The organism is Flavitalea plasmicola, assembly GCF_030546645.1.
Classification (GTDB): Bacteria; Bacteroidota; Bacteroidia; order Chitinophagales; family Chitinophagaceae; genus Puia.
In genome coordinates, this window is the sequence record NZ_JAUOTO010000003.1 from 1 (window position 1) to 18,570 (window position 18,570).

Sequence of the window (18,570 nt, forward strand, 5' to 3'; positions counted from 1 at the left end):
GCTGAGGCAGGAATTCTGCTGCTATGGGTATAAAAACATGACGGCCGAACTCCGGGATCTGGGATGGATCATCAACCACAAAAAGGTCTACCGCTTGATGAAAGAAGCCAGGCTGCTGTATGGGGCCAGGATCAGACCTGCACCGTTTAAGCGTAATTTTATCCGGTTCCGGAGCCTGAAGCCGGAAAGACCCTTGCAGTACCTGGCGATGGATATCAAATATGTGTATATCCATGGGACGGGCAGAAATGTACTCCTGCTGACGGTAATAGACATCTATAGCCGAAAGGTGTTGATCTATCAGCTGCGAAGCCATATCCGCAAAGGAGATGTCCTAGTGATGCTGTCGCTGATGCTGCTGGAGTACCCGGCCGAAGGCATGTCCATCAGAAATGACAACGGATCGCAGTTCATCGCTCAGGTGGTTAGGGCTTATCTGAAAGACAAGGGTATCCTTCAGGAGTTCTCTCACGTGGGCACACCGGAGGACAATGCTTATATCGAAGCGTTCCATTCCAACCTGCAGCGGGAGGTGATCGACAGGTATGAATTTGATTCTATCTATCACGCTCAAATGGTTCTGGATCGCTATTACGAGTGGTACAACGAGAAGAGGCGCCACGGTGCCTTAAATAGGCGAACCCCGAACCACGTGTTCAAAAATATTAATCCGGTCCCTTTTGAAAATGAAAAACTACTAAACTACCTTTAGAAAACTGTCCAGGTTATATGGGGTCGATACAAGAGTAGCAGCTTTTTCTTCTTTCAAGCCAGGGTAAAGGAATTTTCAATGGAGTTTTCCACATATATACTAACCTAGGTAATATGCGCAATATTGACAAATTTTTAATGAATTAATACTCGTCTTTTAGGATATAGTAGTTGTGCACAATTATACATCTTGCTCCATTCTTGTGGAATGGCTGATTTAAACAAGCCAGGTGGATGTTTGGATGATTTATATATATTACAAGGCATTGGATGTTACTTATCAGCATTCCAAATTCGTACTGTACCATCTACGGAAGTAGTAACGATTTTCCCTATATCAGATAGAAATATTGCATGGTTGACTGCTAGGTTGTGACCTACCAGTTGCCCTTGGATATTAAAATCTTTATCCCAAATAATAGTGGTGCAATCAGTTGAAGAAGTTAATAGATATTGACGGTCCGTTGATAATGAGAATCCATTAACTCCGCTGAAAAACATATCCAGTATGCTGTCATCATGCCCTTTCAAGATACGATAGCTGTTGTCATTAAAAGAATACACAATTGTTCTAAACCGATCGCCCGATATAAATAATCTATTGCTATCATCCAAAAATTCTACGAACCTTGTTTTTATGCCTAAGTCCTTCTTTTTAACCTTGTAGCTTTTGTCGCCAGTGGGGTGTACGTCAATCCTAAATGAATTGGCGCTAATTAAATTATAGGCAGTTAAAAAGCTCTTTCCTGAAGAACTAGCAACCAAATAATTTCCATCAGGGGAAATTGCATGACTAGTATCTTCCTTTTCGCCGGAAAATTCACCTTTTAGTTGAAAGGCTGAATCATATACCTTATATAGGGCCTTTGATTTGTGATAGGTAATTAGGTCACCGGCTATAGGATTAGTCGCCACCAAACAAAATCCCTTTTCCAGCTTTAGTTTTTGCATTTTGCCGTTGGCCCTGTCGTATTTTGCGATAAAGCAGGTACCCCAGCTTTGCCCATATCCGACAAAGACAAAGTCATTTGTAAACATTACGGGTGAGCCATTGGAGAAAGTAAGTACATTTTTATTGTGGATAATCTGATCCGTTTTAAAGATAGTATCGAAATGTTCATCCAAGGCGTAAACCTGGTTGTTATTGAATATAAAAAGCTGGTTATTTTTCTTGTCGACCATACTAAACGAATATGTATCTGTGCAGTCAATCTTTTTTACGAGATTGCCCGAGAAATCATACACGGCACTGAGGCTATTGATAAATAATAAATCTTTAAAGGCATGGAAGTAGCTTCCTCCTTTACAACCCAGATCTAGTATAATTTCTTCCTGAAAATGTAACAAATGCCTTGTTGACGATCGTTTGCCTTCATGCAGTTTTTCAGAAGATAAATGAAAAACAGGTTCCAAGACGAGTGTGAACCCAATTTCATTAGGTTGTAGCAGTTGGTCAGAAGAGGTTAACCCCCTGTCTATTAATGAACGAGTGGCATCACTAATATAGACCTGATCATTGTTGTCTTTAATTATTTTCATCTGAATGCTACTAATGTTTATTGGTAGAACTATTAATTCGAGGCTAAATTCCCTTCGAGTATTGAAAATCTATTAGATATCTCAAAAAATACAAAAATATCGGCCTCAAGCAAAAAACCGCACCGGGCAGTCGCTGGAACAGTTTTTCAGAAAGGTAAGTTAACCTATTACTTTTATGTCAGCGCCTTTTCCCGGTTTTTTACTGTTCAGCCGGTTCCTGAGCAATTCCATATCCATCCCAATCTTGGACTGCGTCTCCAACGGGACGCCATTTAACAAGGTGACGGTAGTAGCAAAAGTGTGCCGGGCGCAATGAAAAGTAAGGTTTCTCGGAATTTCGCAAATCCCGGCGATTTGTTTCAAGCTCCGGTTCACTTACTGGTTACTGACATAAGGGAATACTGTGTCCCGCGGCGTGGTTCCGGGCTCGATCCTGTATTTTTCCAGGATTGTCAAGGCTTGGAGCAGGAGCGGAACATTTACTGGAATATCTGTTTTCTTCCGCGTGGTCCTGATCCATTGCAAGCCATCGGCGGTGGTTAGGATATTGTGCGGTTTTAAGGCTATGAGGTCAATATAAGCCAGACCCGTATAACAGCTGAAAATAAAGAAATCCCTCACCCTTTCCAGCATGGCCGTGCCAAAGGTTTTTTGCTCTATTCGGGCCAGTTCTTCTTCCCGCAGATATTCCATAGAAGATGGCCTGTACCGGAGTTTGAAGGTCGAAAATGGATTTTTCTCTATCTATTCATTTTTGATGGCCCAAAGCAAAATTTTCTTTAACCGCTCCAAATTCTTCATGGCACCGTTATTTGTACATGGGCATTCCTTTTTGATCGGATTGTTTCGGATGTAGTATTCGAATGCCGTGATGAATTGGTAGTTGATGTCCTTCAAATGAATGTCCTTAGCAGGATAGGTCCGGTCCAGGAACTTGCGCACGTACATGGCCGTTCCCCGGTAGTTCTTCATGGCGCCGGGTTTAATGACGCCTTCCATATGCTGGTTGTGTAGCTCGACCAGTTTCCGCAAGGTCATATTTCCTTTTTCGCCAGAAGTGTGTACGCCCAGGTAGGCATTTTTGACAGCTTCGACGGTAATGAGCGTACCAGATACGGAAAAATCCTGGTAGTTATGGAACAACTTCGCTCTGATCTCTTCCAGGTAGTTGTTCAAATGCCTCAGTTCATCGGTACGGGGCTTGGCGGCGCCCTTGCCGGTATTCCAATCACCATCAGCCAGGTAATACTTTAGGGCCAGCTCTCAGCGGCTGCCATTGACGGTGATGCGGCAATAAAGAGGGGATTTCCCATTGACGGGACGGTTACGGCGCAGCGTAAAGTGTACGCCGAACGTGTTGGAGCTTCTCATAACAAATACATTTTTACGTGATGAATCAAAACTGCACTTACCGGGTCGCACGACCACGAAAAATGAACTCCGGTGAACAAAGATACTGTTCACCGCTGCGGAAAACCTGTTCACCGGATTGGCACCGGCTTTACTGGTCCCTATTGCTCCCAACTGACCTCTAAAAAATGCAAAAGCCTGTAAATAATCACTATTACAGGCTTTGGGTCCTTAATGGACCTTAATGATGCGGAGAGGGAGGTACTTGAACTTACTCTCCAATATTTTGTGAATCAAAGCGTTGCAAACCTGTGTCAGTAGACTCTTGAATTTCCGGCAATATAGAGCGTATCAATTTCTGTCGCTTTAAAGTTAGGCATTTGGAACAATTGTTTGGAAATGTAATTGGCAAATTTGATCAATCGGTTATCGATTCTACTAAAATTTTCGAAAATTCAATGTCTAAAGGCTCGGACCAGTTTGCTGGCAGAGTGAATTCCTCTGGGTCATATAATTGTCGAGCCATTGGAATGGTTGCATCTTTATGCATCTTTTTTACCATTTTTTTGATATTTTCAATTTCCACTTCGGGAATGCCGTTTGGTATTATCATCCCGCAACTCCGATCTGGAAAAGCAACTTTGTATCCCTTCGGGAACGCCGACGCAAGCTCGTTTTTGAAGAGAATTCGACTTGATCCTATACCATCCTGATTTAGAAATGATAAAAAGATTATTCGTTTCTTATCTTCGCTTTGTTTGGAGTGAGTATAAAAGTTGCCTGACTTCCTCGATAAATTTCTTAAATTCTCAAACGAATGTTGTTGCCAAATGGGGGAAATGGAGGTTAGAATTTCGAACTGTTTCTCAGTGATGTATTGCATCGAATCATTACCTTCAAAAACCACCCAGGTAAGTATAAAGTCTTGGATTGGAAAAACATGATGCGGTAGTTCCCATGTACCTTTCAAATAATAGTCTTTCGGTACGATCAGAGGATATACTTTGCTTATTAGTTCCATTGCTAAATTTTTATTCCTAAATAATCTGAATTCCGAAAATTACGGAAATAATTAGAGATTAAAATTTTGAAGTGTCGATAAGGTATGCGGCCTTCTGTCAGGTATATTTTTCTTTTCCTCAGCATCTTTATCAAACTATGCACTCGAAATCTAGGCCAGCTTTTGAGCTCACAAAATCTTCTTTAGGGCTTCCGAAGGCGCGACTCCGGAGTGCCTTCTACCTGGTCGGAGACCCCGTTGTCTGACAACGGTACATCTGGCCGATTGCACGCGAAGCAGGCAATCTCAAAATGCTGCGTTTAAATGAATATCGGAAAAATCACTGGATGTTGAAGGAAAAACCAGAAATTGCACAAGGCAGGAAGCCCCTGTCCAATTGATTTCAAGTTCTATCGATATCGTGTTTCCGTCCAAAATTGAATATTAAATGGAAAAGCATTTCTTACTTTATGTTCTTTATATTTCGATCGTAGAAATACGGGAAAAGAGCTATAAAAAAGGCGATAACCAGACATTCGGGTTGTGCAATTTATTGCATAATATTCCGCTTATGTTAGGGTCGGAATCGGATGCCGAAAAAGCTTACACAAAATTGATCGACGACGTTGAATTTTTGGGTATTCATAGCTGGCTGGAGAACCGGAAAAAAGAGTTCTACAGTCGCTATCCTGAATATGATCCAACCGAACATTAAAAGTGCTTGGGAAAGGAAAAAAATTATCTTTTTTCGCCGCCCTTTTCGGCGCAATGATAAACTTTCCCATTCAACTTTTCTTTAAGTACCTGCATGTCCTGACTTACCTTTCGATCCAGGACTTTCGCATAGTGCTGGGTTGTCTTCAAATTCTTATGTCCGAGCATCTTTGAAACCGTTTCAATCGGCACGCCATTGCCCAGGGTAACGGTGGTCGCAAAAGTGTGCCTGGCGATATGAAAAGTCAGTCGTTTGGTGATCCCGCAGCAGTCCGCAATTTCCTTCAGATATGCGTTCATTTTTTGATTACTTAATATGGGCAATACCCGATCTTTTGTCTGACATATAGGATGGTTGGCATACTTTTCCAATATGCGCATTCCGGCAGGTAAAATGGGCAATCGGGTGGGCGATTCGGTCTTCTGCCGACGGGTAAAAATCCACTTCTCTCCATCGATACCCGAACTGATCTCGGAACGTTTCAATTTGTGGATGTCTGCGTAGGCTAAACCGGTATAACAACTGAACAGGAAGGCATCCCGGACCTGGCCGAGTCGGTCTGTTGCGAAGGTCTTGGCGGCCATCACCTGCAATTCGTCCTCTGTCAATGCTTCGCGATTTACCTCCCTCAGAGCCATGTTAAAGCCAATAAAAGGATCTCTCAACAGCCAGCCATTCCGGATGCAGCGTAAAACGATCTTTTTGCAGCAGGCTATGTATTTCATTGTGGTGTTGTGATCACAGCGCTGTACACTTTTGAACCAAAACTCAAACTCGGAAATAAACTCGTAGTTCAATTTTCGAATATCCAGATCGAGAACCTTGAATTTCCATTCTAAATAGGCTCGCGTATGGGCCAAAGCTGTTTTGTACCTGGTTAGTGTCGCCGGGGCATATTCTTTTCCGATCAGGGCGGCGATCTGGTCATTATGATGCTGGAAGACCTCCAATAACATTCTGGGGCGTTCTCCGTCGACAGCTCGGCCTTGTAAAAGATTGCGGACAGCCGCGGCAGTGACAGTCTTGCTATCCAAAATGAGCTGGTGACGGGCTTCGTGGGCCTTGGCTTCCAAGGTGTCGAGATAGGCATTCAGCGCTCTTGCATCGTTTTTAGTTCCGGTTGCCCGTCCGCTGTCGGAATTCCATCGGTCAGGGTCCCAGGTTCTTTGGAGAGAGGATTCTTTGGCAATGCCATTGACAGTGATTCTTAGATAGATGGAGCGATTGCCCTTGACATAACCTTTCGGCTTTTTGAGGTAGAAAAGCAGACCAAAACTCTTCGAGTTCATACACAAATGCTTTAATGGTTTTAAAATTAGCAATTGTATACGCCCTTTATCGAGGGTTGCCTATGCAGAATCCGCAGTGGTGGCCTGTTTCAGTGATTTCCAGTGAGTCATTTTGTCGGACGATCCACGACTCATGAATTACTCACTAAGAAAACGGGACAAAACGGAACTTTCCGGCAGTGCCTGCAAAGCAAAAAGCCTGAAAACACCAGGTTTTGCAGGCTTTTGATTCGGTTGAGTATCTACTCAGCGGAGAGGGAGGGATTCGAACCCTCGGTACGGTTGCCCGCACAACGGTTTTCGAGACCGCCACAATCGACCGCTCTGCCACCTCTCCGGTCGGGCTTTTGAAAAGCCGGGCAACAAATGTAGTGTTTTTCGCCTAGTTTTGCACCCTAATTTCCTTTTCATGTCTACCGGTATCGTGCTCATCATCGACGACGAAGAGAAACTCCGCACCCTTCTGGCCAGGATCATCCGTCTGGAGGGATACGCCGTGCTGGAGGCCGAAAACCTAAAACAAGGGGGTAAACTATTGGAAAAAGAAGCCGTCGATGTCCTGTTCTGTGACGTGAAGCTGCCGGATGGCAATGGTGTCGACTTTGTGCAGGACGTGAAGGCACGCTTCCCCTCCCTGGAGGTGATCCTGCTCACCGCCTACGGAAATATTGCCGACGGGGTGCGTGCTATGAAGAACGGCGCTTTCGACTACATCACAAAAGGCGATGACAATGATAAAATTATCCCTCTTCTGTCCAGGGCCATGGAAAAAGGGCAACTCCAGAAACGGGTACGTCAGCTGGAACTGCAGGTGGGAAAAAAATATACGTTCGAAGGTATCCTGGGTGAATCGCCCGCTATCATCGACGCAATCAATATGGCAAAAAAGGTGGCGCCCAGCGAAGCCAATGTGCTGCTGCTCGGTGAGACGGGCACTGGAAAGGAAGTCTTTGCCCAGGCCATCCACAACGGTAGTAAACGCAGCGGCAAGCCCTTTGTCGCGTTGAATTGCAGCGCCTTTGGCAAAGAGTTACTGGAAAGCGAGCTCTTCGGTCACAAGACGGGCGCGTTCACGGGGGCTACAAAGGACAAAAAAGGCCTTATCGAAGAGGCCAACACCGGGACCCTCTTCCTGGATGAGATAGGTGAAATGCATATTGACCTCCAGGCCAAACTGCTGAGGGTCCTGGAGACCCACGAATTTATTAAAGTAGGGGACACCCGCCCCACAAAAGTGGACGTCCGGATCATCGCAGCCACCAATAGGGACCTGCAGCTGGAAGCAACGGAAGGTAAGTTCCGGGAAGATCTTTATTACCGCCTCAATGTATTCTCCATCTCCCTGCCTCCTTTGCGGGAAAGAAAAAAGGACATACCCCTGATCGCCACTTATTATCTGAAGATATTCGCCGCCAAGGGTGCTAAACGTATCGACGGCATGAGCAAGGATTTCCTGGCCCAGCTCCAGCAGCATGACTGGAAAGGCAATATCCGGGAGCTGAAAAACATCATCGAAAGAGCAACCATCCTCTCCGATGGGCCGGAGCTGACAGTGAACGATCTTCCCACGGACCTCAGGTATGCTTCTTCAAAACATCATGGCCCTCTCTCTGCGTTTGACCTGGCCAGCGTGGAAAAGCTCCACATCCAACGAGTGCTGAACCACACCAAAGGCAATAAGACAGAAGCCGCCCGCCTGCTGAATATCGGCCTCACCACCTTGTACAGGAAAATAGACGAATACCACCTCAGCTTCGAAGCCTGAGAACGGTGATCCCAAGTCTCCGGGCATTTCCATTTTGAAAATTACCTTTCCATTTTGGTACGGCGCCATCTCATGGCCGGCCGGGATAAAAAACTATATGTAATTAATAACCATCCTTCTATGAGCCCTTACCTGCTTCGGGCACCTCGTTTGGCCTATCCTGGCAGACTAAATTAGAAAAGCTATGCTGACAATCATCCTGATCCTGGCGGGGCTCGTCTGCTTCGCCCTCTTCTTCAAAGCCATCGATTTCTTTGACAAAATATAAAACCATGTTACTCCTTTTTATTATCTCCATCCTGGTCTTCGGTTACCTCTGCTATGTACTCATAAGACCGGAAAAATTCTAAGCCTTAAAACGAAAGATCATGAACACAGAAATAACAGGCGTCATCGCCATGTATGCCATCACGATCCTGCTGGCCATCCCGCTGGGGAAATTCATCGGCAAGATATACATGGGTGAAGCCAACTGGTCCGACCGTCTTTTCAACCCTATTGACAAACTCTTTTATAAGTTGAGCGGGATCAAGCCGGAAAAGGAAATGAACTGGAAACAACACCTGGCGGCCCTGCTAACCATGAACCTGGTGTGGTTCCTTTTTTCCATGCTCATCCTGATGAACATGAGCTGGCTGCCCCTCAACCCCGACGGGAACCCTTCCATGCCGGCGGACCTGGCTTTCAATACCACTATCAGCTTTGTATCGAATACAAATTTGCAGCATTATTCCGGTGAAACGGGCGTCTCTTACCTGGGACAGATGGTGCTGATGCTTTTCCAGTTCATCAGCGCCGGCGCCGGTATGGCCGCCTGTGCCGTGGTGTTCAATGCTATGCGGGAAAGAACCACGGAAAAGCCGGGGAATTTCTATTACTATTTTGTACGCAGCTGTACACGGGTGTTGCTGCCTCTTTCCATCATCCTGGCGGTCATACTTTTATTCAATGGAACACCGATGACCTTCCAGGGGAAGGATCAATTCATTTCCATGCAGGGAGACACGGTGCATGTCAGTCGCGGACCGGCGGCGGCGATGATTGCCATCAAGCAATTAGGTACGAATGGGGGCGGCTTCTTCGGCGCCAACTCTGCCCAGCCGATGGAAAATCCCAACTATCTCACCAATATGGCGGAAGATATCAGCATTATCCTTATCCCGATCGCCATGGTCTTTGCCCTGGGGCATATCCTGAAAAGAAAAAAATTCGCCTGGGTGGTCTTCGGCGTGATGACTGTGGGCTTCCTCCTCTTAGTAATCCCTTCCATCTACTATGAAATGAAAGGCAACCCGGCTGTCGCCGGCATGGGCGTCCATCAGAACCTGGGCAGTATGGAGGGCAAGGAAGTTCGCTTTGGTTCTGCGGCTTCGGCTTATTGGGGCGTGACAACGACGGTAACTTCCAATGGCTCGGTGAACGCCATGCACGACAGCTTTACCCCATTGACAGGCATGTTCGCCCTTTGGGGCATGATGATCAACTCTTTCTATGGCGGTGTGGGGGTAGGTTTCCTCAACTTCTATATTTTCATCATCATCGCGGTCTTTATCAGCGGTCTGATGGTAGGCAGGACACCGGAGTTTTTGGGGAAAAAGATCGAGGCAAAGGAAATGAAGATCGCGACGATCATCGCCCTGCTGCATACTTTGCTGATCCTTTCCTTCACGGCATTATCCTCGTATCTCTTTGCGCATGACCCGAAAGCTTATGCCAGCTGGCTGAACAACCCCGGCTATCATGGCTTTTCGGAGATGTTATATGAATACACTTCCTCTTCGGCCAACAACGGCAGCGGCTTTGAAGGGCTGGGCGACGGCGTTCCTTTCTGGAACATCACCTGCGGGATCGTGATGATCCTGTCTCGTTTCCTGCCCATCATCGGGCCCCTCGCCATCGCCGGTATCCTGGCCAAAAAGAAATATGTGCCGGAGAGCGCCGGTACCCTGAAGACCGACACAGGCACCTTTGGTATCATGACTTTCGCGGTCATCATCATCGTGGCGGCCCTATCCTTCTTCCCGGCCCTGGCATTGGGACCCATTGCGGAATTTTTTGGTATGACCCATCCTTAAATTGAAAGAAAATGGCAACACATAATAAAGCAAATAAATTGTTCGAGCCGGCCCTGGTACGGGAGGCGATCCGGCAATCTTTTATCAAGCTCAACCCCCGTATCCTGTTTCGTAATCCTGTCATGTTCACCGTGGAAATAGGAACAGCTGTGATGCTGGCGGTCTGTATTTGGATCCTGGCAGGGGAAAAGTCACAAGGCAGCTTTGTTTACAACCTGGTCGTCTTCATCGTACTCTTTGTCACCCTGCTCTTCGCCAACTTCGCAGAGGCCATCGCCGAAGCAAGAGGCAAAGCCCAGGCGGATAGTCTCCGCAGGACAAGAGAAGACACTCCCGCCAAAAAGGTCTTTCCCGTAGGAGAGATCTACGTAGGCGAAATAAAGACCATCCCTTCCTCGCAATTAAAAAAAGGCGATGTCTTTGTTTGCGAAGCGGGCGACACTATCCCCATGGATGGAGAGATCATCGAAGGACTGGCTACCATCGACGAGAGCGCCATCACCGGCGAAAGCGCACCCGTGATCCGGGAGGCAGGCGGCGATAAATCGAGCGTCACAGGGGGCACCAAAGTGCTGAGCGATAAAATTAAAGTACGTGTGACCACGCAACCTGGCGAAAGCTTCCTGGATAAGATGATCGCGCTGGTGGAAGGCGCTTCCCGGCAGAAGACGCCCAATGAGATCGCCCTTACCATCCTGCTGGCAGGCTTTACCATCATTTTTATCATCGTGTGCGTGACCCTGAAACCATTCGGGGACTATGCCAGCACACCTATTACTATTGCGGCCTTTATCTCGTTATTCGTATGCCTCATACCCACCACCATTGGCGGATTGCTGAGCGCCATCGGTATAGCCGGCATGGACAGGGCCTTGAGGGCAAACGTCATTACCAAGAGCGGTAAGGCGGTGGAGACCGCAGGAGACCTGGACACCCTGCTCTTAGACAAAACAGGGACCATCACCATCGGCAACCGTAAGGCTACGCACTTCTGGCCTGCACCTGGTGTGGACGAGAAAGCTTTTATAGAGGCCTGTGTACTCGCCTCGCTGGCGGATGAAACACCTGAAGGCAAGTCCATCATCGAACTGGCAGGACTGAACCCGCATGCTTATGCTACAAAGAGCGCCAGGTTCGTGGCTTTCACCGCCGAGACCCGGTGCAGTGGAGTGGACCTGTTGGAGACTGCCCAGGAGACCAATGGAGGACAAGGGGTTTTTATCCGAAAGGGCGCCTTCGATGCCATCAGGACCATCGTAACGCGCGCCGGCAATAATTTTCCGGATGCCACGGAGCTGAGAGTGAAAGAGATCGCCTCCAATGGGGGGACGCCCCTGGCCGTAAGCCAGAACGGAAAAGCGCTGGGCGTCATCGAGCTCCAGGACATTATCAAGCCTGGTATACAGGAACGCTTCGAACGTCTCCGTAAAATGGGCGTGAAGACGGTGATGGTCACGGGTGACAACCCACTGACGGCAAAGTTCATTGCCGAAAAAGCAGGCGTGGACGACTTCATCGCGGAAGCCAAGCCGGAAGATAAGATGAACTATATAAAGCGAGAACAACAGGGTGGCAAGCTGGTAGCAATGATGGGGGATGGTACCAATGACGCACCGGCGCTGGCCCAGGCCGATGTAGGCGTAGCCATGAACAGCGGGACACAGGCTGCCAAAGAAGCGGGAAATATGGTCGACCTGGACAACGATCCCACCAAGCTGATAGAGATCGTAGAGATAGGCAAGCAATTGCTGATGACACGGGGTACGCTGACCACTTTTTCCATAGCCAATGACGTGGCGAAATACTTTGCCATCGTACCGGCTCTGTTCATCGCCTCCATCCCCGGATTGCAGGCCCTGAACATCATGCACCTGCACAGTCCTGAAAGCGCCATCCTATCGGCTGTCATCTTCAATGCCATTATCATTCCCCTGCTGATACCGCTGGCCCTTCGGGGGATCAATTATAAACCCATTGGCGCCAGCGCCCTGTTGCGCCGCAACCTGCTGATCTATGGGTTTGGCGGGGTAGTGGTTCCCTTTATAGGAATTAAGCTAATTGATTTAATAATATCAAACTGGTTTTAAAATGCGACAACATATTCTGCCCGCCCTGAAGCTTACCGCCGTCTGTATCGGCTTCTTCTGCGGCGTCTATACCTTACTTATCTGGGGCATTGCCCAGGCATCTCCGGCCCATGGGCAGGGAGAGAAGATATCTGTCAATGGAAAAGTGGTAGGCTTTGCCCTTGAAGGACAAAGCTTCACCCAGGACAAATATTTCTGGGGCCGCCCATCCGCCGTGGGATACAACGCCGCCGGCAGCGCCGGCAGCAACAAAGGTCCGTCCAACCCGGATTACCTGAAGGATGTACAGGCGAAGGTCGATACCTTTCTTGCGCACAACCCGGGCGTAAAGAAAGAAGATATTCCGTCGGAATTAGTAACTTACTCAGGCGGCGGCCTGGACCCCGACCTGTCGCCGGCCGGAGCAAAAGTGCAGGTGAAACGCATCGCTGCCGTCCGGAAACTTACGGAACAGCAGCTGCAGTTGCTCATAGATAAAAATACGGAAGGGCCGTTGATGGGTTTATTGGGGCCTTCCAAAGTAAACGTGCTGAAATTGAACATCGCATTGGATAATCTACATTGATGGCGGACGAAGAAACCATAACCGGCAATCATGATCCCAACGTCCAGCACTTCCTGGAGCTGATACGGAATTCCCGCCGGGGTAAATTCAAGATCTACATCGGCATGAGCGCGGGCGTGGGCAAGACCTACCGCATGTTGCAGGAGGCCCAATCCCTTCTGCGCAATGGCGTAGATGTGAAGATCGGGTATATCGAGACACATGGCCGCAAGGAGACACACCTTCAACTGGAAGGCCTGCCGGTCCTGCCGAGAAGGAAGCTGTTCTACAGGGGCAAAGAGCTGGAAGAGCTGGATGTCCAGGCGGTGATCAACCTCCATCCGGAAGTGGTGGTGGTCGACGAGCTGGCCCATACCAATATCGAAGGCAGTAAAAATGAAAAGCGCTGGCAGGACGTGATGGATATCCTGGACGCCGGCATCAATGTCATCAGTGCCGTGAATATCCAGCATATAGAAAGTCTCAACGAAGAGGTGAAGAACATCACGGGCGTGGAAGTCGCCGAAAGGATCCCGGACAGCGTATTGCGGTCGGCCGATGAGGTGGTGAACATCGATCTTACGGCCGATGAGCTGGTTACCCGCCTGAAGGAGGGCAGGATCTATGCGCAGGACAAGATCGCCATCGCCCTGAAGAACTTTTTTCAGCCGGACAAGATCCTGCAGCTGCGGGAGCTGGCCCTGAAAGAAGTGGCTTCCCAGGTGGAAAGGAAGATCGAGACCGAATTGCCAAGAGGCGCCCACCTGCGGCCGGAACGTTTCCTCGCCTGCATCAGCAGCAACCATGAGACGGCTAAAAAGGTCATCCGCAAGACGGCCAGGCTGGCCACGTACTATCATTCAAAATGGGTCGTGCTATATGTACAGACGCCGCGGGAGGACGGGGACAAAATAGGCCTGGCGGCACAACGGCACCTGATCAATAATTTCAAGCTGGCGACGGAGCTGGGCGCCGAGGTTATTAAAATAAAACAAAGTAATATTGCCAAAGGGATCATGGAGACGGCGGAACAGCATGCCATCACCACCATTTGCATCGGCAAGCCGCACCTTAGTCTATATAATGTCATTGTGAGCACGGCTGTTTTCAACCAGCTGTTGACCAAGCTGGCCGCATCCGACATTGACGTGGTAATACTTTCCTGATATGAGCATACGACTAAAAACAAAATTATCCCTGGGACTGGTCTTCCTCTTTATCGTCATCCTGTTGTTTGGCGTCCTGGGTCTTTTTTATATCAACCGCCTCAGCAATGATGGCCGGCAGGTCCTGAAAAACAACCATGAATCCCTGGTATATTGCAACCGGATGCTTGGCGCGCTGGAGAATATTCACATACAGAAGGATGCGGAACAGATATTCCGGGACAACCTTCAAAAGCAACAGGCGAATATCACCGAAGTAGGGGAGAAGGAAGTGACAGACGAGCTGACAAAGAACTTTAAAGAGATGCTGGCCACCCCTACGGACACCTCCAATTTCATCGATATCCGACGGGCTATTTACCAGATCCAGGAATTGAATGAAATGGCGATCCAGCGGAAGAGCAACGCCGCCCAGCATACAGCCGAAAATGCAAAAAACACGCTGACCGTCGTCTTTACTATCCTCACCCTGGTGGCTTTTACGTTTATTTTCAACCTGCCCGGGGTGATCTCCGGACCCATCCGCAGTCTCTCCGAAGGCATCCAGGAGATTGCCGGTAAAAATTACAAGAAACGGATCTATCTCAAACAGAAGGACGAGTTCGGCGACCTGGCCAACGCCTTCAATATTATGGCAGGCAAGCTGGATGAGTACGAAAGCAGCAACCTGGCCAGGATAAAATTCGAGAAGAGCCGGATAGAGACCATCATTAACCAGATGCGGGACGGCATCATCGGGCTGGATGAAAAGAGGGGCGTGCTTTTCATGAATGCCGTGGCAGAAAAGCTGCTGGGGCTGAAAGAGACGGATATCGCCGGCAAATATGCACCCGATGTCGCGCTGACCAACGATTTGATGCGGACGCTCCTGCAGGAAGAGGCGTCAAAAAAGGAATTGAAGATCTATGCTGACGGCAAGGAAAGCTATTTCAATAAAGATGTGCTCGACGTTACCAATAACGCCGCCGTCATCGGGCAGGTGATCGTCCTGCGCAACATCACTCCTTTCCATGAACTGAACGAAGCGAAAACCAATTTCATCGCCACCGTGTCCCATGAGCTGAAGACACCCCTTTCTTCCATCAAGATGAGCGCCCGGCTATTGACGGACCTGCGGGTGGGGCAGCTCAGCGGAGAACAAATGGAATTGATCCAGGGCATCACCGAAGATGCCGACAGGCTGCTGAAGATCACAGGAGAGCTGCTCAACATGTCGCAGGTGGAGACGGGAAAGATCCAGCTGAAGCTGCAGTCCGCGGATCCCGTGGCAATTGTCGCACAGGCCATACATGCCGTCCAGTTCCAGGCTCAGCAGAAGCATGTGCAGATACGGACCTCTGTTGCAAGCAACCTGCCGATGATCCAGGCCGATGTGGAGAAAACGTCCTGGGTGCTGATAAACTTCCTGACTAACGCCATCAAGTATTCGCCGGAAAGGTCGGGCGTCGAGGTGATCGCCGCAAAAAAGGGAGACAAGATAGAGTTCCTTGTAAAAGACCATGGCAATGGCATCGAAGAGAAATACCTTCCCAGGATCTTCGACAGATATTTTAAAGTACCGGGCTCACACGACCACAATGGCACCGGACTGGGGCTGTCCATTTCCAAAGAATTCATCGAAGCACAAGGAGGAAGCATCTGGGTCGACAGCCATCTCGGGGAAGGCAGCCAGTTCGGCTTCGCCTTTACGGCCGCATGATATCCTTCTGCAAAAGGCCACTGTCCTATGAGGGATAAACGTCAAAAAAACAGGTAAAATCATGTCATTTGACGGCAGAAAAGGGCAAAATGAACGTCCGGAAGGAGCCCAAAAAAAAATTACAAAGTTAACTACATCATTAATAAGTGTTTATACCTACCGTTTTTAGGATTTCGGCACAAATGACCGCAGAAGTTTTTTGTCTGTTATTGGAAAAAGAAGTACATTCATGTTCTAATAGGATAAGGTTTAATGGTTATGGTATTTGATTAGTGCATCCCCCGCTAACACGGGGGATTTTTATTACCCGGAAGGGCTGTTTTCCCACCAGGTTTTTGTTACTTTTTGTATCAAAAATCCTATATTTAGTGACGGAAACAACCTTGTCTCAATACCCCTCCACACGGTAGTCTTTCAGAAAAGGCAAACAAACTTCTTTAACAGGCATCCTGGTTAGCAGCGTTAGAATTTAGCGGTAATTTTTTGGATAATTTCCAAACGAAGTCCTGATGCATAAAATGAACAACAGTCTCAGTATCCTGACTGTAGAAGATAATCCGAGTGATCTATTCCTGGTGGAACGCATGCTCCGGCAGTCACTGCTTGACGTTGGCAAATTGTTTTTCACGGATAGGGTTGGGCGAGCCTGCGACATACTAAAGTCGGAAGAGATCAATCTCGTCCTGCTGGACCTGACCTTGCCGGATAGTTTTGGCATTAACTCCTATCTCCATCTAAAGTCCGCCGTACAAAAGATCCCCGTGATCATTCTTACAGGTCTTTCCGACACATCCCTGGCAGTAGAAGCCATCAAGGAAGGTGCGCAGGATTACCTGGTGAAAGGGGAGTTCAATGAGAAACTCCTGACCAAGTCCATTCAATACAGTCTGGAACGCAAGCGTACGCTGGAAAATCTTCGTGAGAGCAATGAGCGATTCAATACCGTGGTGAAAGCGACCAACGACGCCATCTGGGACTGGGATCTCGGTTCCAATGAAGTATTCCTGGTGGGGGATGCCTATAAGCAGCTGTTCGGCTATGACATCGTCAATGCCATCAGTCCCCAGGATTTTTGGGAGAGCATCCTGCACCCGGACGACAGGTCCAGGGTCATGGATAAGCTGAAAGGCATCATCCGTGAGGCCCGGGTGACGAAATGGGAAGATGAATACCGCCTTAAAAAAAGCAATGGAGAATATGCATATGTGCATGACCGGGGGTATATCATTTACTCCCCCGACCATCGTCCTCAGCGCGTCATCGGCGCCATACAGGACATTACGGCGCGCAAGCGGTCCGAGGAGATCATCAGGACATCCGAGGAGAAGTATAAAAAGATCTTCTACAAAAATCCTTATCCCACCTGGATCTATGACCTGGACTCACTTCATATCATGGAGGTCAATGATGCGGCCCTGGAAAAATACGGATTCGACAAGAATGAGTTCATGCAGCTGACCATGCGGGACCTGCACCCGCCAGGGGAGGCGGAAGAGTTCCTGGAAAGCATGAAGTGCCTGGCCAATATGCAGCCTGTGGAAAGGAAGCTATGGCATCACAGCAATAAGGCAGGGGAGACCATGATCGTCGAGATCACGTCCCACCTGATCGATTATTTCGGGAAGACGTCCATGCAGGTGATCATCAATGACGTCACTGAAAGGGTGCGGCTGGAAAAAGAGCTGGCGCTGCAGCAAAAGCTCAAGCAGCAGCAGATCACCGAAGTGGTGCTGGGCGCGCAGGAGCGGGAGCGGTTTGAGCTGGGCCAGGAGCTGCATGACAATATCAACCAGATCCTGGCCACTTCCAAGCTCTACCTCGATGTTGCCATCGAAGAGCCGGAACCCCGCATAGAGCTGCTGGCTAAAAGCCGGAAGAACATCTCCATGGCCATTGAAGAGATCCGCAAACTATCCAAAGAGCTGATAACCCCCACCCTGAATGACCTGGGATTGGTTCAGTCCATCAAAGAGCTGATCCGGACCATTCTCTCCGTTAAGAAAATGAAGATCAGGCTCAACGTTTCCGGACTGGACGAGAACACGCTCCTGCCGGAGCAAAGGATCAACGTCTACCGTATCATACAGGAGCAGCTGAATAATATCCTGAAACATGCCCAGGCTACGACGGTCATCATCGAATTGAATAAGGAAAAAGAGCAGATCTCACTGCTGGTGAAAGACGATGGGAAGGGTTTCGACCCCCGGGTACGCCGGAAAGGCGTCGGTATTTCCAACATCATCAGCAGGGCTGAGCTTTATAACGGGAAGGTAGAGATCGATTCGGCACCGGGTAAGGGATGCAGGCTGGAAGTAATTTTGAACTCCAAGGCTTTGCCGGAACAATAGTTCCCCTTATAACAGGATACTATTCGTGCCCTTGTGCCGAATGCAGAAGGGATATTGTTTAGCCAGGAGGTTCAGACGCTGGATCGTCTCCTCATCGGGAGGTGTCAGCAATACGTTATCCTTGGCCTTTTTGGCCTGGGGATGGCGGACAATCTTGGCGGTTGGCAGAGCAGTCAGGGAAGAACTGACGGAATTTACTGTAGCGGTAAGTGCATTCGGCTTCATCTGATAGAGGTGTTAAAATTGAAAAAGATAATTGGAGACAACACTCATCTTTTCTTA

Annotated in this window: 17 protein-coding genes and 1 tRNA gene; 10 read left to right on the forward strand and 8 right to left on the reverse strand. The window is 48.5% G+C overall.

The genetic code is table 11. From position 1 onward, the window contains the following. Positions 1-712 (forward strand): IS3 family transposase (locus tag Q4E93_RS10065; protein WP_303584812.1); only part of this gene is annotated, 712 nt, incomplete at its 5' end. 272 nt (positions 713-984) lie between these two features. On the opposite strand, the gene Q4E93_RS10070 is transcribed toward Q4E93_RS10065, so the two are convergent. The 5 genes from Q4E93_RS10070 to Q4E93_RS10090 all read right to left on the reverse strand — a co-directional run bounded on the left by Q4E93_RS10070 (position 985) and on the right by Q4E93_RS10090 (position 4,621). Continuing rightward, positions 985-2,250, reverse strand: coding sequence for a WD40 repeat domain-containing protein (locus Q4E93_RS10070; RefSeq protein ID WP_303584813.1), 1,266 nt, complete (start codon positions 2,248-2,250; stop codon positions 985-987). A gap of 375 nt (positions 2,251-2,625) precedes the next feature. Continuing rightward, the gene (locus tag Q4E93_RS10075; RefSeq protein ID WP_303584814.1) at positions 2,626-2,943 is read right to left on the reverse strand and encodes a site-specific integrase; all 318 of its coding nucleotides are present in this window, start codon (positions 2,941-2,943) and stop codon (positions 2,626-2,628) included. Positions 2,944-2,994: 51 nt separating this feature from the next. Continuing rightward, on the reverse strand, positions 2,995-3,426 hold the full coding sequence (locus Q4E93_RS10080) for a phage integrase SAM-like domain-containing protein (protein WP_303584815.1): 432 nt from the start codon (positions 3,424-3,426) through the stop codon (positions 2,995-2,997). 87 nt (positions 3,427-3,513) lie between these two features. Then, positions 3,514-3,621 carry an Arm DNA-binding domain-containing protein gene (locus Q4E93_RS10085; RefSeq protein ID WP_303584816.1) on the reverse strand — a complete coding sequence of 36 codons (108 nt, stop codon included), beginning with the start codon at positions 3,619-3,621 and terminating at the stop codon, positions 3,514-3,516. Between the two features lie 397 nt (positions 3,622-4,018). Continuing rightward, on the reverse strand, positions 4,019-4,621 hold the full coding sequence (locus tag Q4E93_RS10090; protein ID WP_303584818.1) for a hypothetical protein: 603 nt from the start codon (positions 4,619-4,621) through the stop codon (positions 4,019-4,021). Between the two features lie 427 nt (positions 4,622-5,048). On the opposite strand from Q4E93_RS10090, the gene Q4E93_RS10095 reads away from it, so the two are divergent. Continuing rightward, positions 5,049-5,315 (forward strand): hypothetical protein, encoded by a 267-nt coding sequence (locus tag Q4E93_RS10095; protein ID WP_303584820.1) that lies wholly within the window; start codon positions 5,049-5,051, stop codon positions 5,313-5,315. 23 nt (positions 5,316-5,338) lie between these two features. On the opposite strand, the gene Q4E93_RS10100 is transcribed toward Q4E93_RS10095, so the two are convergent. Beyond that, positions 5,339-6,604 (reverse strand): site-specific integrase, encoded by a 1,266-nt coding sequence (locus Q4E93_RS10100; protein ID WP_303584822.1) that lies wholly within the window; start codon positions 6,602-6,604, stop codon positions 5,339-5,341. A 250-nt stretch (positions 6,605-6,854) separates the two neighbouring features. Continuing rightward, positions 6,855-6,941: transfer RNA gene (locus Q4E93_RS10105), tRNA-Ser, on the reverse strand. 72 nt (positions 6,942-7,013) lie between these two features. Between Q4E93_RS10105 and Q4E93_RS10110 the strand changes: the two genes are divergently transcribed. The 8 genes from Q4E93_RS10110 to Q4E93_RS10145 all read left to right on the forward strand — a co-directional run bounded on the left by Q4E93_RS10110 (position 7,014) and on the right by Q4E93_RS10145 (position 18,288). Beyond that, positions 7,014-8,369, forward strand: coding sequence for a sigma-54-dependent transcriptional regulator (locus tag Q4E93_RS10110; RefSeq protein ID WP_303584823.1), 1,356 nt, complete (start codon positions 7,014-7,016; stop codon positions 8,367-8,369). 272 nt (positions 8,370-8,641) lie between these two features. After that, complete coding sequence (gene kdpF / locus Q4E93_RS10115; RefSeq protein WP_303586312.1) at positions 8,642-8,719, forward strand: K(+)-transporting ATPase subunit F; 78 nt, start codon at positions 8,642-8,644, stop codon at positions 8,717-8,719. A gap of 18 nt (positions 8,720-8,737) precedes the next feature. Then, positions 8,738-10,444, forward strand: coding sequence for a potassium-transporting ATPase subunit KdpA (gene kdpA / locus Q4E93_RS10120; protein WP_303584825.1), 1,707 nt, complete (start codon positions 8,738-8,740; stop codon positions 10,442-10,444). A gap of 11 nt (positions 10,445-10,455) precedes the next feature. Beyond that, on the forward strand, positions 10,456-12,531 hold the full coding sequence (gene kdpB, locus Q4E93_RS10125) for a potassium-transporting ATPase subunit KdpB (RefSeq protein ID WP_303584827.1): 2,076 nt from the start codon (positions 10,456-10,458) through the stop codon (positions 12,529-12,531). 1 nt (position 12,532) lies between these two features. After that, complete coding sequence (locus tag Q4E93_RS10130; protein WP_303584828.1) at positions 12,533-13,096, forward strand: K(+)-transporting ATPase subunit C; 564 nt, start codon at positions 12,533-12,535, stop codon at positions 13,094-13,096. After that, positions 13,096-14,241 carry a sensor protein KdpD gene (locus Q4E93_RS10135; RefSeq protein ID WP_303584830.1) on the forward strand — a complete coding sequence of 382 codons (1,146 nt, stop codon included), beginning with the start codon at positions 13,096-13,098 and terminating at the stop codon, positions 14,239-14,241. Before Q4E93_RS10130 ends, Q4E93_RS10135 begins: the two co-directional genes overlap by 1 nt. Position 14,242: 1 nt before the next feature. After that, positions 14,243-15,940: a HAMP domain-containing sensor histidine kinase gene (locus Q4E93_RS10140; RefSeq protein ID WP_303584832.1), complete on the forward strand. Its 1,698-nt coding sequence runs from the start codon at positions 14,243-14,245 to the stop codon at positions 15,938-15,940. A 509-nt stretch (positions 15,941-16,449) separates the two neighbouring features. Continuing rightward, positions 16,450-18,288: a hybrid sensor histidine kinase/response regulator gene (locus Q4E93_RS10145; RefSeq protein WP_303584834.1), complete on the forward strand. Its 1,839-nt coding sequence runs from the start codon at positions 16,450-16,452 to the stop codon at positions 18,286-18,288. Between the two features lie 6 nt (positions 18,289-18,294). Here Q4E93_RS10145 and Q4E93_RS10150 read toward each other — a convergent pair whose 3' ends face one another. Next, complete coding sequence (locus Q4E93_RS10150) at positions 18,295-18,513, reverse strand: hypothetical protein (protein ID WP_303584835.1); 219 nt, start codon at positions 18,511-18,513, stop codon at positions 18,295-18,297. Positions 18,514-18,570 lie beyond the last annotated feature (57 nt).